17 protein-coding genes are annotated in these 15652 nt (G+C 70.6%); 9 read left to right on the top strand and 8 right to left on the bottom strand.

Annotated elements, in window-relative coordinates:
* The first annotated feature begins 4 nt into the window (after positions 1-4).
* The 5 genes from ABIC29_RS05750 to ABIC29_RS05730 all read left to right on the top strand — a co-directional run bounded on the left by ABIC29_RS05750 (position 5) and on the right by ABIC29_RS05730 (position 3941).
* Entirely contained in the window at positions 5-259 is a 255-nt protein-coding gene (locus ABIC29_RS05750; protein ID WP_502915448.1) for an exodeoxyribonuclease VII small subunit, read from the top strand.
* A complete protein-coding gene (locus ABIC29_RS05745) occupies positions 259-903 on the top strand; it encodes a DUF4245 domain-containing protein (protein WP_116081250.1) in 645 nt (214 codons plus the stop codon). The genes ABIC29_RS05750 and ABIC29_RS05745 overlap by 1 nt, the downstream gene beginning before the upstream one ends.
* A 114-nt stretch (positions 904-1017) precedes the next feature.
* Positions 1018-1671 (top strand): carbonic anhydrase, encoded by a 654-nt coding sequence (locus tag ABIC29_RS05740; RefSeq protein ID WP_116081249.1) that lies wholly within the window; start codon positions 1018-1020, stop codon positions 1669-1671.
* A 78-nt stretch (positions 1672-1749) separates the two neighbouring features.
* On the top strand, positions 1750-3165 hold the full coding sequence (locus ABIC29_RS05735) for a class II fumarate hydratase (RefSeq protein WP_502915447.1): 1416 nt from the start codon (positions 1750-1752) through the stop codon (positions 3163-3165).
* Positions 3166-3314: 149 nt separating this feature from the next.
* Complete coding sequence (locus ABIC29_RS05730; protein WP_354243491.1) at positions 3315-3941, top strand: MSMEG_1061 family FMN-dependent PPOX-type flavoprotein; 627 nt, start codon at positions 3315-3317, stop codon at positions 3939-3941.
* Positions 3942-4117: 176 nt separating this feature from the next.
* Here the strand turns inward: ABIC29_RS05730 and phoH2 are convergent, their stop codons facing one another.
* From phoH2 to ABIC29_RS05715, 3 genes are all read right to left on the bottom strand, one after another.
* Positions 4118-5497 carry an RNA 5'-3' helicase PhoH2 gene (gene phoH2 / locus ABIC29_RS05725; RefSeq protein ID WP_354243488.1) on the bottom strand — a complete coding sequence of 460 codons (1380 nt, stop codon included), beginning with the start codon at positions 5495-5497 and terminating at the stop codon, positions 4118-4120.
* 243 nt (positions 5498-5740) lie between these two features.
* Positions 5741-6859, bottom strand: coding sequence for an aminotransferase class V-fold PLP-dependent enzyme (locus ABIC29_RS05720; protein ID WP_116081245.1), 1119 nt, complete (start codon positions 6857-6859; stop codon positions 5741-5743).
* A 60-nt stretch (positions 6860-6919) separates the two neighbouring features.
* A complete protein-coding gene (locus tag ABIC29_RS05715; RefSeq protein ID WP_116081244.1) occupies positions 6920-7705 on the bottom strand; it encodes an isoprenyl transferase in 786 nt (261 codons plus the stop codon).
* A gap of 73 nt (positions 7706-7778) precedes the next feature.
* Here ABIC29_RS05715 and trhA point away from each other — a divergent pair, with 73 nt between their 5' ends.
* Entirely contained in the window at positions 7779-8585 is an 807-nt protein-coding gene (gene trhA / locus ABIC29_RS05710) for a PAQR family membrane homeostasis protein TrhA (RefSeq protein WP_116081243.1), read from the top strand.
* Between the two features lie 84 nt (positions 8586-8669).
* Here the strand turns inward: trhA and ABIC29_RS05705 are convergent, their stop codons facing one another.
* On the bottom strand, positions 8670-9050 hold the full coding sequence (locus ABIC29_RS05705; RefSeq protein ID WP_158551778.1) for a hypothetical protein: 381 nt from the start codon (positions 9048-9050) through the stop codon (positions 8670-8672).
* Positions 9051-9181: 131 nt separating this feature from the next.
* Here ABIC29_RS05705 and ABIC29_RS05700 point away from each other — a divergent pair, with 131 nt between their 5' ends.
* Entirely contained in the window at positions 9182-9592 is a 411-nt protein-coding gene (locus tag ABIC29_RS05700) for a DUF4307 domain-containing protein (protein WP_158551777.1), read from the top strand.
* Positions 9593-9677: 85 nt separating this feature from the next.
* Positions 9678-10169: a transcription elongation factor GreA gene (greA, locus tag ABIC29_RS05695; RefSeq protein WP_116081240.1), complete on the top strand. Its 492-nt coding sequence runs from the start codon at positions 9678-9680 to the stop codon at positions 10167-10169.
* Between the two features lie 108 nt (positions 10170-10277).
* Here greA and ilvA read toward each other — a convergent pair whose 3' ends face one another.
* Both ilvA and ABIC29_RS05685 read right to left on the bottom strand, forming a co-directional pair.
* A complete protein-coding gene (gene ilvA / locus ABIC29_RS05690; protein WP_354243481.1) occupies positions 10278-11516 on the bottom strand; it encodes a threonine ammonia-lyase in 1239 nt (412 codons plus the stop codon).
* A gap of 4 nt (positions 11517-11520) precedes the next feature.
* Positions 11521-12756 (bottom strand): AI-2E family transporter, encoded by a 1236-nt coding sequence (locus tag ABIC29_RS05685; protein ID WP_116081239.1) that lies wholly within the window; start codon positions 12754-12756, stop codon positions 11521-11523.
* A 75-nt stretch (positions 12757-12831) separates the two neighbouring features.
* Here ABIC29_RS05685 and ABIC29_RS05680 point away from each other — a divergent pair, with 75 nt between their 5' ends.
* Entirely contained in the window at positions 12832-14043 is a 1212-nt protein-coding gene (locus ABIC29_RS05680) for a winged helix-turn-helix domain-containing protein (protein WP_354243478.1), read from the top strand.
* Positions 14044-14135: 92 nt separating this feature from the next.
* On the opposite strand, the gene ABIC29_RS05675 is transcribed toward ABIC29_RS05680, so the two are convergent.
* Together ABIC29_RS05675 and ABIC29_RS05670 are read right to left on the bottom strand one after the other, a co-directional pair.
* Positions 14136-15011 carry a M48 family metalloprotease gene (locus ABIC29_RS05675; RefSeq protein WP_354243475.1) on the bottom strand — a complete coding sequence of 292 codons (876 nt, stop codon included), beginning with the start codon at positions 15009-15011 and terminating at the stop codon, positions 14136-14138.
* A gap of 9 nt (positions 15012-15020) precedes the next feature.
* Positions 15021-15587, bottom strand: coding sequence for a LemA family protein (locus ABIC29_RS05670; protein WP_116081236.1), 567 nt, complete (start codon positions 15585-15587; stop codon positions 15021-15023).
* Between the last annotated feature and the right edge of the window lie 65 nt (positions 15588-15652).

The raw sequence follows: 15652 nt of genomic DNA, 5'->3' as shown, positions 1-15652 counted from the left end.
GGCCATGCCCCCAACCACGGATGTCTCCGAGCTGAGCTACGAGCAGGCCCGCGACGAACTCGTGCAGGTCGTTTCCGAACTCGAGCAGGGCTCGGCGACCCTCGAGCACTCGCTCGCCCTCTGGGAGCGCGGCGAGGCGCTCGCCGCGCGCTGCGAAGAGTGGCTGGTCGGCGCGAAGGCCAGGCTCGATGCGGCGCGCTCCGCCGCGGCGACCGGCGCGAGCGGTCGTGCCGCGGTATCCGACGAGGTCTCGCACTGATGGCCGAGTCCGGTCAGGGGCGCATCGTCGCCGAGCTCGGGCGGCCGGAGACGCCCGAAGAGACCGCCGCCCGCAAGGCCAAGAACTCGCGCGAGTACCGCGAGCGCAAGACCACGAGAAACCTCGTCTACGCCCTGGTCGCGAGCCTCGCCGTCGTGCTCGTGATCGTGCTCGCGGTGCCGCGCAGCAACGACCCGATGCACCCCGACATCGACGTCGCGGCGATCGCCGAGCAGGCCCAGGCGGGCAGCGACGAGCCGCTCGCCGTGCCGGAGCTGCCCGAGGGCTGGAGCGCGAACGCCGCAGAGCTGCGTCGCAGCCAGACCGACGGCATCACGTCGTGGTACACCGGCTACCTCACGCCGAGCGATGAGTTCATCGGCCTCTCCCAGGGCCTCGACGCGAACGCGACCTGGTCGGCCGAACTGCTCGCGCGCACCCTCGCGACGGGCACCGTGCAGATCGACGGCGTCGACTGGACCATCTACGACAACCGCGACTCGACCGACGACGTCGGCAACGCCCGCTACGGGCTCACGACCGAATCGGGCAGCACCGTCTTCGTGCTCATCGGCACGGCGAGCGACGCCGAGTTCGCGACGTTGGCCTCCGCCATCGCCGACACCGTCGAGGCGCAGCGATGACCCGTCGCGCCCAGGCAACGGGCATGCGCTGGTCCGCACCCCGCACCACCAGCACCACTCGCAGCACCCGCACCGCACGCTGAGCACCGCCCCGCATCGTCACGAGGAGCCGCAGTGACCGAATCTCCCGCCCGTCCCACCACACCGGCCGAAACCTGGCGCGAACTGCGCCGAGGCAACGAGCGCTTCGTCTCGGGCGCACCGCTGCATCCCCGCCAAGACGTCGAGCGTCGGGCGTCGCTCACCGAGGGGCAGCGTCCCCTCGTGGCCATCTTCGGCTGCAGCGACTCGCGGCTCTCGGCCGAGATCATCTTCGACATCGGCCTCGGCGACGCGTTCGTCGTCCGCAACGCCGGCCAGGTCATCTCCTCATCGGTCGTCGGCTCGCTCGAGTACGCCGTCGGGGTGCTGAACGTGCCGCTCATCGTGGTGCTCGGCCACGACGCCTGCGGCGCCGTGAAGGCCGCGATCACCTCGCAGACGGCCGACGCCGAGCCGCTGCCCGCGCACATCGCGGGCCTCATCGCGAGCATCGTCCCGTCGGTCCGACGCGTCGCGGGCGGCGACCCCGATGCGCCCATCGACGACGCGAAGGTCGATGCCGCCTACGTCGGGCGCGAGCACCTGCGCTCGACCGTGTCGCGCCTGCTCGAGGAGTCCGAGATGATCAGCGACTCGGTCGCAGCGGGTACGCTGGCCATCGTGGGCGCCAACTACCGCCTCTCCGAGGGACTGGTCGACACCGACGTCGTCGTCGGTCGCATCTGACTCCCGCCAGAGGCATCCGCCACACACATCCCGCCCGCTGCACGAGTTCCACGGGCACGCGAACCGGAAGGAATGACCTTGGTCGACAACACCGCCGACTACCGCATCGAACACGACACCATGGGTGAGGTGCGGGTTCCCGCCGCCGCCCTGTACCGCGCGCAGACCCAGCGCGCCGTCGAGAACTTCCCGATCTCGGGCAAGGGCCTCGAGCCGGCGCAGGTCGCCGCGCTCGCGCGCATCAAGAAGGCCGCGGCGCAGGCGAACGCCCAGCTCGGCGTGCTCGACGGCGCCATCGCCGACGCCATCGTCGCGGCCGCCGACGAGGTCATCGCCGGCACGCACGGCTTCGTCGAGCACTTCCCGGTCGACACCTACCAGACCGGGTCGGGCACGTCGTCGAACATGAACATGAACGAGGTCCTCGCGACCGTCGCGACGCGCAAGCTCGGCGCGGAGGTGCACCCGAACGACCACGTCAACGCGTCGCAGTCCTCGAACGACGTGTTCCCGACCTCGGTGCACATCGCCGTCACCGCAGCGCTCATCGACGACCTGATCCCCGCGCTCGACCACCTTGCCGTGGCCCTCGAGGCCAAGGCCGAGGCCTGGGCCGAGGTGGTCAAGTCGGGGCGCACACACCTCATGGACGCCACGCCGGTGACGCTCGGCCAGGAGTTCGGCGGCTATGCCCGCCAGATCCGCCTCGGCATCGAGCGCGTGCGCACGGCGCTCCCCCGCGTCGCCGAGGTCCCGCTCGGCGGCACGGCCGTGGGCACCGGCATCAACACGCCGGCCGGCTTCCCGCAGCTCGTCATCGAGATCCTGCAGCGCGAGACCGAGCTGCCGATCACCGAGGCCGCCGACCACTTCGAGGCCCAGGCCAACCGCGACGGCCTCGTCGACGCATCGGGCGCACTCCGCACGATCGCCGTCAGCCTCACGAAGATCTGCAACGACATCCGCTGGATGGGCTCCGGCCCGAACACGGGGCTCGGCGAACTGCACATCCCCGACCTGCAGCCCGGCTCGTCGATCATGCCGGGCAAGGTCAACCCCGTCATCCCCGAGGCCGTGCTCATGGTCGCCGCCCGCGTCATCGGCAACGACGCGACGGTCGCGTGGGCCGGCGCCTCGGGCTCGTTCGAGCTCAACGTCCAGATCCCCGTCATGGGCACCGCGCTGCTCGAGTCGATCCGCCTGCTCTCGAACGCGTCGCGCGTGCTCGCCGACAAGACGGTCGACGGCCTCGAGCCGAACCTCGAGCGGCTCACCGCCCTCGCCGGCATGTCGCCCTCGATCGTCACCCCGCTGAACAAGCTCATCGGCTACGAGGCGGCGGCGAAGATCGCGAAGCACTCGGTCAAGCAGGGCGTCACGGTTCGCGAGGCCGTCATCGAGCTCGGCTACGTCGAGCGAGGCGACCTCACCGAGGAGCAGCTCGACACCGCGCTCGACCTCCTGTCGATGACGCGCCCGCCGCAGGCGAAGTAGTCCCCCGCGGCCTCCGCCGCTGCAGCATCGAACGCCCGTCGCACCTGTGCGGCGGGCGTTCGGCGTCGGGGCCGAGCGCCGGCCGGACCGAGGTCGCCGTGCCCAGTACGGCCGAGGCGCGGCATCCCGAACCGGCGTAGGTTGAGGGAATGGATCATGGAGGCACCCCGGTCACGAGCATCGCCGAACTCGAGGACATCGTCGGGCATCCGCTGCCCGCGGTGCGAGACAAATCGCGAACCTCCCTGCACGACATCGACCGGCAGTGGCTCGACGCCTCGCCGCTCTGCTTCATCGCGACGGCCGATGCTGCCGGCAACGCCGACGTCTCGCCCAAGGGCGATCCGGCCGGGTTCGCGCTCGTCCTCGACGAGCACACCATCGCTCTCCCCGAGCGCCCTGGAAACCGGCGGGCCGACGGGTTCCACAACCTGCTCGAGAACCCGCACGTCGGCCTGATCTTCGTGATCCCGGGCCGCGGCGACACGCTCCGCGTGAACGGCCGGGCACGGCTGCTCCGCGACGTGCCGTATGCCGAGCGCATGCGGGTGCGCGGGCACGTGCCCGGCCTCGTCGTCGAGGTCGCCGTCGAGGAGGTCTTCTTCCACTGCTCGAAGGCGTTCCTGCGGTCGAAGGCCTGGCAGGCCGAGGGCTGGATTCCGGATGCCGCGCCCCGCCGTGCCGTCATCGCCCACGCGCTCGAGCGCCCCGACGACTCGGTCGAGTCGCTCGAGGAGTACTACGGCCCCTCGTACGCCGAGCGGATCTACGGCTGACGCCGCGCCCCGGCATCCGTCTGCCGTGCTGCCGTACGCCGCACCTCGGGACGCGGGCCACGACGCCGACGCCGTTCTCGGCGACGACGCGGGCTCAGGCAGACGACGCCGGATCAGGACGGGTGCGCGACATCCGTCCTGATCCGCGTGCGACGGCCTGCCGACCGGCCGGCAGCCTACGCGAGTTCGGCGCCGTCGAGCATCTCCGAGACGAGCGCCGCGATGGCCGAGCGCTCCGACCTGGTCAACGTGATGTGCGCGAAGAGCGGATGTCCCTTCAGCGTCTCGATGACCGAGGCGACGCCGTCGTGGCGGCCGACGCGCAGGTTGTCGCGCTGTGCGACGTCGTGGGTGAGCACGACGCGGGAGTTCTGCCCGATGCGCGAGAGCACGGTGAGCAGCACGTTGCGCTCGAGGGACTGCGCCTCGTCGACGATCACGAACGCGTCGTGCAGCGAACGCCCGCGGATGTGCGTGAGCGGCAGCACCTCGAGGATGCCGCGATCGACGACCTCGTCGAGCACGTTGTCGGAGACGACCGAGCCGAGCGTGTCGAAGACCGCCTGGCCCCACGGGTTCATCTTCTCGCCCTGGTCGCCCGGGAGGTAGCCGAGCTCCTGGCCGCCGACCGCGTACAGCGGGCGGAACACCATGATCCGCTTGTGCTGCTGCCGTTCGAGCACTGCTTCGAGGCCCGCGCAGAGCGCGAGCGCCGACTTGCCGGTGCCGGCACGGCCGCCGAGCGAGAGGATCCCGATCTCGGGGTCGAGCAGCAGGTCGATCGCGAGGCGCTGTTCCGCCGAGCGGCCGTGCAGGCCGAACACGTCGCGATCGCCGCGCACGAGCCGGACGTCGCGCTCCCCCACGACGCGGGCGAGCGCCGAGCCGCGATCGGAGTGGATCACGAGCCCGGTGTTCACGGGCACGCCCTCCACCTCGGTGAGCGAGAGGTGCTCGTGCTCGTAGAGCTTGGCCATGTCGTTCGAACCGAGCGTGATCTCGCTCATGCCGGTCCAGCCGGAGTCGAGCGCGAGCTCGGCGCGATACTCCTGCGCGTCGAGGCCGATCGAGGCGGCCTTGACGCGGAGCGGCAGGTCCTTGGAGACCACGGTGACCGCGATGCCGTCGTTCGCCAGGTTCGCGGCGCAGGCGAGGATGCGCGTGTCGTTGTCGTTCAACTGCAGGCCGCTCGGCAGCACCGACATGCTCGAGTGGTTCAGCTCGACGCGCAGCGATCCGCCGTCGCCGACCGGGATCGGGAAGTCGAGTCGCTCGTGCTCGATGCGCAGCTCGTCGAGGATCCGCAGCGCCTGGCGTGCGAAGTAGCCGATCTCGGGATCGTTGCGCTTGGCCTCGAGTTCCGTGATGACGATGACCGGCAGCACGACCGCATGCTCGGCGAACCGGAACAGCGCCTTCGGATCCGAGAGGAGAACCGAGGTGTCGAGCACGTACGTGCGCTCGTCCTGCGCGGCACCGACGGGCGATGCGGCATCCGGTCGTTGTTCGCGACCGGTGGACGTTGCGACGGACTTGGAGGTTTCGAGTGAGGCCACGACCGCTCCTGCCCCGAGCGTTTCCGCTCGGCTCTCGCGCCGGCCGGCGAATCCTCCTACACGAGCGCTTCACGAGCCGACTCGTTCGGGCACCTTGCCCGATGTCTGCGACGCTACGTCCGCCGTGCCGAAACGGCGTCAGCGACACGCGGCGACCTGCGGGCACGTCACGCAGTGTTCACATTCCGAGCGGTCCGCCACCTGAGCGAGCGGATGCCGCGGGCGGCCGCAGCCGGCGCCGGGTCAGTACGTCGCGGCCGACCCGTACGACACGAACGCGGAGCGCAGCATGTCGAGCGTCTCGGCATCCGTTCCGGCGTGGGCGCTGAGGCGCACCTGCCCGAGCCTGGTGGTGGCTGTGACGCCGTGGTTGTGCAGCGAGGCGGTGAGCACCGAGAGCTGGTCGGCGGGCGGCTCGAGCACGACGATGCCCGCACGCTCCTGCTCGTTGCGCGAGGACACGACCGCGATCGCGAACTCGTCGGCGAGGTCGATGACGCGGCTGACGTTCTCGGCCACGGCGGCGTTGACGTTCTCGACGCCGACCTCGGCGAGCTCCTCCATCGCGGCCGCGAACCTGGCCTGCGCGATCGGGTCGGGGTTGGACACGCGGAACGCCTTCACACCGGGGGCCGGCGGCGGCACGAAGCCCCACGGCTCGGCTTCCTCGGTCGCCGAGAAGCCCGAGAACACGGGGGTCAGCTGTTCGACGGCGCGGTCGGACATCGCGAGGAATCCGGTGCCCCATCCGGCTCGGCACCACTTCTGGCCGCCGGTGACGACGACGTCGGCCGCCTGCCACGGTGCGTCGACGACGCCGAAGCCCTGGATCGCGTCCACGATGAGGAGCCGGTCGCCGATGACCTGGCGGATGCCCTCGATGTCGCACAGGTAGCCGGTGCGCGCGTCGACGAGGCTCACCGCGACGGCGCTGACGCCGTGCTCGAGCTGGTCGCGGATCTGCCCGGGGGTGACCTTGCCGTGGTCGGTCTCGAGCCAGACCGGCTGCACCACGTTCAGCGCCTCCTGGGCGCGCACGGCGGCGATCGGCAGGCTCGGGAACTCCTCGGCCGAGAGCAGCACGCCGCCCGTCAGGCCGAAGAGCGCGTGCATGAGGCCGGACGTGGTGTTGGGCACGAAGACCACCTGCTCGGCCGGGAACCCGGTCAGGGCGGAGGCCGCCTCGCGCACGCGGGCGTCCTGCTCGAGGAACACCGACGAGCTGCCGTGCCGCGAGCGCTCGAGCACATGGGTGAGGGCACTGCTCTCTTCGGCCGCGGCCCGCGAGAGCGGACCGAACCGACCGAAATCGAGATACCCGGGTTCCTCTCCGAACCCGTCGACGAATGCGTCGATGCCCATTCATGCCCCCTTCTTCGAGCCATATCTTGGCAGACCGCAGCGCACGGCGTACGGCGGATCTCAGCCGCCGAAGCGTCGATGCCGTTTCGCGTAGTCGCGGATCGCGCGCAGGAAGTCGACCTGCCGGAGGTCGGGACCGAGGGCCTCGACGAAGTAGAACTCGCTGTGGGCGGCCTGCCAGAGCATGAAGTCGCTGAGGCGCTGCTCGCCCGAGGTGCGGATCACGAGGTCGGGATCCGGCTGCCCGCCGGTGTAGAGGTGGAGGCCGATGAGGTCGGGCGTGAGTCGATCGGCGAGGTCGTCGAGGCTGCCGCCCTCCGCGTGGTGCGCGGCCACGATGGAGCGCATCGCGTCGACGATCTCCTTGCGGCCGCCGTACCCGACCGCGAGGTTGACGTGCATGCCCCGCTTGTCGGCCGTGCGGTGCTCCGCCGCGTCGAGCGCGGCCACGAGCGGCGTCGGCAGGCCGGCATCCGAACCCACGTGCTGCACGCGCCAGTCGCGGTAGTGCGAGAGCTCCTCGGCGAGCTCGGCGATGATCTCGATGAGCGCGGCGAGCTCGTCGCTCGCGCGGTTGCCGAGGTTGTCGCTCGAGAGCAGGTAGAGCGTGACGACCTGGATGTCGAGGTCGTCGCACCACTCGAGGAACTCGCGCACCTTCGCCGCACCGGCGCGATGCCCGTGGGCGGCCGTGTCGTAGCCGAGCTGCTTCGCCCACCGGCGATTGCCGTCGATGATCATCGCGACGTGTCGGGGCAGCGACTCCTGCTCGAGTCCGCGTCGAAGCCGGCGCTGATACAGGCGGTAGAGGATGCCGCGACCGAGGGACGGATCGCTGGATTGCACGGCACTACGCTACCGCGACTGGGCCGAAGACACTCACAGCGGGCCGTGATCGCGGAGGCCCTACGCTGTGTCCATGAGCCCTGAGCGCCGCCGCGATGCCGATGATCTCGTGCACGAGCTGTCCAAGCCCGTCGCCGCAGAGGACGTCGCGGACACCTCGATCGCCCGTGAGACGCATGGTCCCGACCTGCCGAACATCCCGTTCCTCGACGACTCGCTCGCGAATCCGACCGATGACGTCAAGCCGACCTGGCGCGGCTGGATCCACGCGGGCACGTTCCCGTTCACGATCGTGGCGGGCATCGTGCTCATCGTGCTCGCCGAGGGCGCTCCGGCCAAGTGGGCGTCGGCCGTGTTCACGCTCACCTCGATGCTGCTGTTCGGCAACTCGGCGCTCTACCACCGGTTCGACTGGAAGCCGCGCACCAAGCTCCTGCTCAAGCGCATCGACCACGCGAACATCTTCCTGCTGATCGCGGGCACCTACACGCCGCTGGCGATCCTCGCGCTCCCGCCGGCGAAGGGTTGGACCCTGCTCGCGGTCGTCTGGGCCGGCGCCCTGATCGGCATCGGGTTCCGCGTGTTCTGGATCACGGCGCCGCGCTGGCTGTACGTGCCCCTCTACCTGCTGCTCGGCTGGGCCGCGGTCATGTACCTGGGCGACCTGCTCGCGGCGAGCGTGGCCATGATGGTGCTCGTCGTCGTCGGCGGCCTGCTCTACTCGTTCGGCGCCGTCGTCTACGCGCTGAAGAAGCCGAACCCCGTGCCCGGCGTGTTCGGGTTCCACGAGATCTTCCACACGTGCACGGTGCTGGCGTTCATGTGCCACTGGACGGCGACGCTCATCATCGCCATGGCGCCGGTCTACCACGTGGGCTGAGGCTGCTCGAGCGGTTGCGCGCGATCGGTCGACGGCCGTGCACGGTCGATCGGCCGTGCGGTGCGCGCGGGCGGCGCGCGTCGCTCAGCGGGTCGCTCCGCCTCCGGATGCCGCGTCGCCGTCGGCTGCGTCCGGCTCGTCGCCGTCCGGGCGGGCGTCGGTCGAGCCGGCCGCGGCGGGGCCGGCACCGGATGCCGCGGCATCCGTCTGCCCGTCGCTCGCCGCCGCGTTCTCGGCCATCTCGCGCGCGAGCTCCTGCTGCACCTCGGCGCGGTAGTTCGTGCGCCGGATGCGACGCGTCATGTCGAGCACGAGGAGCAGCACGGCGACCATGATCGCGAACGTGATGACGAAGCCCCAGACGCCGGGAGTGACGTCGTTCGGGTCGAACTCCTGGTCTTCGGATGCGCGCACGAGCGGTGCGATCGTGCCGTGGATCGCGAGCAGTGCCGTCGCCGCGCTCACAGACGAATCCGGCGGATGGAACTGGCGGGCACGGAGCGCATCGGACTCTCTCTCACGGCGGATTCGGGCATCACCCGAGCGGGTTAGGCTTGAAAGGCAAGCCTAGACGATCCGACCCACGAGGATTCCGAGTGCCCACCCCCGAACCCGACCAGCTCGCCGCGCGCTACGGGCGCACCCCGAAGCGCAGGCGTCGCGACCTGGTGATCCTCATCGGTGCGGGCATCGCGTTCGCGATCGTGCTGGTCTCATGGGTCGTGTGGGCCGGCCTCGACGGCCAGCAGGCGAGCGTGCAGGCCACCGACACCTCGCACGTCGTGCACAACGACGAGCGATCCGTCGAGGTCACCTGGACCCTCTCGGTCCCGGCGGGCGAGACCACCGCATGCGCCGTGAAGGCGCTCGACGACGACTTCACCGTCGTCGGGTGGAAGGTCGTCGAGATCCCCGCGTCCGAGCGCCACATGCGCAGTCTCACCGAGTCCGTGCGCATCGCACGCGACGCCGCGACGGGTTTGATTTCGAGCTGCTGGCTCACCTAACATGGGACATTCGCCTCGACAGTCGTCGGGGCGTCACGTCTATTCGGACACGGTGCAGAGCGCCGCGTCCCCGCAGGAGGGCACCATGGCGCAGGACGCCACCGTCACCTGGCTCACGCAGGATGCGTACGACCGGCTCGCCGCCGAGCTCGAGCAGCTCTCGACCGCCGGCCGCGAGGAGATCGCCAAGCGCATCGAAGCCGCGCGCGAAGAGGGCGACCTGAAGGAGAACGGCGGCTATCACGCCGCGAAGGACGAGCAGGGCAAGATCGAGGCCCGCATCCGCCAGCTCAAGGGCCTGCTGAAGAGCGCCGAGGTCGGCGATGCGCCCGCCTCGAAGGGCATCGTCGAGTCCGGCACCGTCATCACCGCGGTCATCGCGGGCGACGAGGAGACCTTCCTCATCGGCAGTCGCGAGATCGCCGGCGACTCCGAGCTCGACGTGTGGAGCGAGCAGAGCCCGCTCGGCGCCGCGATCCTCGGCCTCAAGGTCGGCGACAAGACCAGCTACACCGCGCCGAACGGCCGCGAGATCGCCGTCGAGGTCACGGCCGTCGACACGTGGGGCGGCCAGTAGCCCGAACCGCACGCTGAACGCGCCGATGGCGCCGACCGATCGGTCGGCGCCATCGGCGTCTCACGGGCCAGTTCGCCGATGCGCTGCCGCACCCGCCGGGCCGAATCGCTACTCCGAGACGATGCGGGGCTCGTACCCCGCGCGCCGCAGCACATCGACCACCGAGGCCCGATGCGCCGGGCCGCGCGTCTCGACCGAGAGGCGGAGCGCCACCTCCGAGATCTGCAGGCCGTTGCCGTGCCGCGTGTGCAGCACCTCGATGACGTTCGCGTTCGCCTCGGCGAGCAGTTCGGCGATGCGCGCGAGCTGGCCCGGTCGGTCGGGCAGGCCGATCTCGAGCGTGAGGTAGCGATCGGATGCCGCGAGGCCGTGCGCGATGACGCGCTGCATGAGCAGCGGGTCGATGTTGCCGCCCGAGAGCAGCGCCACGACGGGGCCGTCGGAGTGGATGCGGCCGCTCATGAGCGCCGCGACCGACACCGCCCCTGCGGGCTCGACGACGAGCTTCGCGCGTTCGAGCAGCACGAGCAGGGCGCGGGCGATGTCGTCGTCGCTGACGGTGACGACCTCGTCGACGGTCTCGCGGATGATCTCGAGCGTGAGCTCCCCCGGCGTGTACACGGCGATGCCGTCGGCGATGGTGGGCACGACGGGCACCTGCACGGCATGGCCCTGCGCGAGCGACGGCACGAACGGCGAGGCGTTCTCGGCCTGCACGCCGATCACGCGGATCGTGCGGCCCTCGAGGGCGGCGCGCTGCTTCACCGCGCTGGCGACGCCCGCCGCGAGGCCGCCGCCGCCGATGGGCACGACGATCGTCGCGACATCCGGGACCTCGTCGAGCACCTCGAGCCCGAGCGTGCCCTGGCCGGCGATGACGTCGATGTGGTCGAACGGCGGGATCACGACCGCGCCGGTGTCGTTCGCGAACGCCTGGGCTGCCTCGAGCGTCTCGCCGACCGAGTCGCCGTGCAGCACGACGTCGGCGCCGTACGCGCGCGTGGCGTCGAGCTTCGGCAGCGCGACGCCGACCGGCATGAAGATCGTGGCCCGGATGCCGAGCTCGCGTGCCGCGTACGCGACGCCCTGCGCGTGGTTGCCGGCGGACGCCGCCACGACCCCGCGCGCCCGCTCTTCCGGGCTGAGCGCGCTCAGGCGGTTGAAGGCGCCGCGCAGCTTGTAGGAGCCGGTGCGCTGGAGGTTCTCGCACTTGAGGTGCACGGGCACGCCGAGGCGGTCGGCGAGGAACCGCGAGGACTCCATGGGCGTGCGACGGACGACCGCTGCGACGACGTCGCGGGCGTGATCGAAGTCGGCGAGGCTGGGGCCCGGGATGGTGCTGATCACGCGTTCATTCTCCTCGTTGGTAGCCGGGGCGTTGCGGCACGGTGCGCCAGAGCGGCGAGCTCGGGACGACCGGTGGACCGGCGGACTGCTTCCAGGATCCGCCGGCGACGAAGGTGATCATCACGTTCAGCACGGCGGCGATCGGCACGGCGAAGAGCGCGCCCGGGATGCCGGCGAGGAAGGAGCCCGCCGCCACGGCCAGCACGACGCCGAGCGGGTGCACCTTGACCGCGGTGCCCATGATGAGCGGCTGCAGGACGTGGCCCTCGAGCTGCTGGACGAGCAGCACCACGCCCAGCATGATGACGGCCGGCCAGAAACCGTTGTAGACGAGCGCCACGAACACCGCGAGCGCTCCCGTGACGACGGCGCCCACGATGGGGATGAACGAGCCGAGGAACACGAGGATGGCGATCGGCACGGCGAGCGGAACCTGCAGGAGGAACGCGCCGAGCCCGATGCCGATCGCGTCGATGGTCGCGACGAGGATCTGGACCTTCACGAAGTTCTGCAGGGTCGTCCAGCCGGCGAAGCCGGCGCCGTCGACCGCGGCACGGGCACGACGCGGGAACACCCGCACGATCCAGCCCCAGATGCCACGGCCGTCGATGAGGATGAAGAGCGTGGCGAAGAGCGCCAGCAGCGTGCCGGCGAAGAAGTGGCCGAGCGTGGACCCGACCGACAGCGCACCGCTGACGAGGATGCCGCTGTCGGACTGCACGGCCGCGACGATCTGGTCGACGACGTCGTTCAGCTGCGCGGCGCTCAGGTGCAACGGGCCTTCGAGGAGCCAGGTGCGGAAGTCGTTCCAGGCCAGCACGGATTGCGCCGCGAGCTCGTCGGAGCCGCGCACGATCTGCCAGATGCCGAGGGTGAGCAGGCCGCCGACCACGGTGAGCGCGCTCAGCATGGCGGCCGTGATGGCCAGCCACTTCGGCCAGCGATGCCGCTGCAGCAGGCTCGAGAAGGGCACCAGGAGGGCGGCGATGAGCACGGCGACGAGCAGCGGGATGACGATGTAGCGCAGCTGGACGATCAGGAAGATGGCGACGGCGACGACGGCGACGACGAGGAGCAGCCGCCACGACCATGCCGCGGCCAGTCGCATGCCGAACGGGATGGAGTTCCGCACGTCGGCGGGCTGCGGCGCGATGGGCTGCGGCTGCGGCTGCGGCTGCGGCTCGGGCGCGCGCTCGATCGCGCGTCTCCTGCCGACGAACCTGCCCCGACCCTGGCCCATCGCTCCAGTCTAGGCGGGGGGCATGCGCCCGGCGGCATGTGCGATGTCGGCGGGCGCCGATAAGGTGCGAGCACCATGGTCGAACGTGTCAGTCCCCCACTCGCCCGCCGCATCGCGCTCGCCGCGCAGGGCTTCGGGCGCCCCGTGCCGGCAGCGCCCGGAGTCCGGCAGGTCTCCGGGGTGCTCGACCGGCTCGGCCTCCTGCAGATCGACTCGGTCAACGTCTTCGAACGCAGCCACTACCTGCCCGTGTTCAGTCGCCTCGGCGGCTACGACAAGGCCCTGCTCGACCGGGTCACCACCGGTCGACGCGGCCGCACCCTCGAGTACTGGGCCCACGAGGCGGCCTTCGTGCCGCGCGAGATGTGGCCCCTCTTCGAGTTCCGACGCGAGGAGTACCGGCAGCGCGGCGAGTCCTGGAACGGCTGGCTCGTCGAGAACCGTCAGCTCGCCGACTGGCTCAAGGCCGAACTCGCCGCCAACGGACCCATGCGCGCGAGCGAGATCGAGCACGACGCCAACGAGCGCCGCGGGCCGTGGTGGGGCTGGTCGACCGTCAAGCGCACGCTCGAGTGGATGTTCCGCGTCGGCGAGGTCGTGTGCGTCGAACGGCGACGGTTCGAACGGGTCTACGCGCTTCCCGAGCAGGCCCTCGCGGCCGAACTGCTCGCGCCGCCGCCCGACGAGGCCGAGGCGGTGCGCATCCTCGTCGAGCGCGCGGCATCCGCCCTCGGCATCGCGACCGAGGCGGACCTCGCCGACTACTGGCGCATGAAGCGCGTGCAGGTGCGCGACGCCCTGCGCGATCTCGAAGACGATGGCGTGCTCGTGCCCGTCGAGGTGCCGGGATGGAACGTCGGCGGCAGGCCCGCCGCAACCTGGGTGCATCGCGACGCCCGCCGCCCGCGAGGCATCGACGTCGCGACCGTGCTCTCGCCGTTCGACCCGGTCGTGTGGTTCCGCCCGCGCGCCGAGCGCATGTTCGACTTCCACTACCGCATCGAGATCTACACGCCCGAGCCCCAGCGCGTGTTCGGCTACTACTCGCTGCCGGTGCTGATCGACGACGACGTCGTCGGCCGGGTCGACCTCAAGAACGACCGCAAGAACCGCGTGCTCCGCGTGCAGTCGGCGTGGAGCGAGGCGACGGCGCCGCCCGACACCGCAGCGCGGCTCGTGCCGGCCCTCCGGCGCGCGGCCGCCTGGCAGGGGCTCGACGAGATCGTCGTGGCCGACCGGGGCAACCTCGCGCAAGCGCTGGGGCCCGAGCTCGCGGCCTCCGCATGAGGTCGTGAGCGCGTGAAGCCGCGCCGCTCCCGTCCGATCGCGGCGGTCGTGCGAGCGCGCCGCCCCGAATGGGCTCGCCGGGCGCCGCTCCCCTAGAAGCTGCCGCCCATCCGCTCGAGTCGCGCGACCCTGTCGGCGATCGGCGGGTGCGTCGCGAAGAGCCGGCTGAGTGCTCCGGGCTTCAGCGGGTCGGCGATCCAGAGGTGGGCCATCGACGAGTTCTGGCGCTGCATCGGCCTGCCGTAGGTCTCGAGCTTCTCGAGCGCGCTGGCGAGGGCGTCGGGATGCCGCGTCGTCATCGCCCCCGTCGCGTCGGCGAGGTACTCGCGCTGGCGTGACACCGCGAGCTGCACGAGGCTCGCGACGAGCGGCGCGATGAGCATCGCGACGAGGCCGACGACCATCAGGATCGGGTTGCCGTTGTTGTTGTTGCGGCCGAAGAACGCCATGCGCACGAACAGGTCGGAGATGAACCCGACGGCGACCACGAGCCCGAACACGATCATCGACAGGCGGATGTCGTAGTTGCGCACGTGCCCGAGCTCATGCGCCATGACGCCCTCGAGCTCGGCGTCGTCCATGATCTCGAGCAGTCCCGTGGTCGCCGCGACGACCGCGTGCTCCGGATCGCGCCCCGTGGCGAACGCGTTCGGTGCGGGGTCGGAGACGACGTAGATGCGCGGCATGGGCGTGCCCGTGGCGATCGAGAGGTTCTCGACCGTGCGCCAGAGCCGCGGGTGATCGGCCTTGCTGTGCAGCTCGACGGCGCCGGACATCGCGAGCGCCTGGCGGTCGGCCGTGAAGTACTGGAACGCCGCGTACGCCGTCGCGATGACCACGGTCACGACGACGATCGTCACGTCGTGGTAGATCGCTGCGGCCAGCCAGCCCAGCCCGCCGACGATGGCCAGGAAGAACAGGATGATGAAGAAGGTGTTGCGCTTGTTCCTGGCGATCGCTCGGTACAACGCCGGCCCTTAGAACTGCACGCGCGGCGGCTCGGCGATGGCCGCCGGCTCGCTGACCTCGAAGAAGTCCCGTTCGTTGAACCCGAGCCCGCGCACGAAGAGCGTATTGGGGAAGACCTTGATCTTCGTGTTGAGCTCGCGCACGCCGCCGTTGTAGAACCGGCGCGACGCCTGGATCTTGTCTTCGGTGTCGACCAGCTCGGACTGCAACTGCAGGAAGTTCTGGCTCGCCTGCAGCTGGGGATAGGCCTCGGCGACCGCGAAGATCGACTTCAGGGCCTGCTGCATGTGGTTCTCGGCCGCGGAGGCGTCGGCCGGCCCCTGCGCCTGCAGGGTCTCGGCGCGCGCTCGCGTCACGTTCTCGAACACGGCCTTCTCGTGGGCGGCGTAGCCCTTGACCGAGTCGATGAGGTTCGGGATGAGGTCGGCGCGACGCTTCAGCTGCACCGTGATGTCGCTCCACGCCTCGTCGACGCGCACGTTGAGCGTGACGAGCGAGTTGTACGTGGCCCAGAGGTAGATCCCGATGACCAGCACGAGCGCGACGACGATGATGACGGGGATGAGCCATTCCATGGCACGGACTCCTAAGCGCTGCTGCAACGATCTGGGATGCCCATCATTCTATCGATCGGCTGAGA

The organism is Agromyces sp. PvR057 (assembly GCF_040547485.1).
Taxonomy (GTDB): Bacteria; Actinomycetota; Actinomycetes; order Actinomycetales; family Microbacteriaceae; genus Agromyces.
This window is presented reverse-complemented; position numbering and strand designations above follow the sequence as displayed.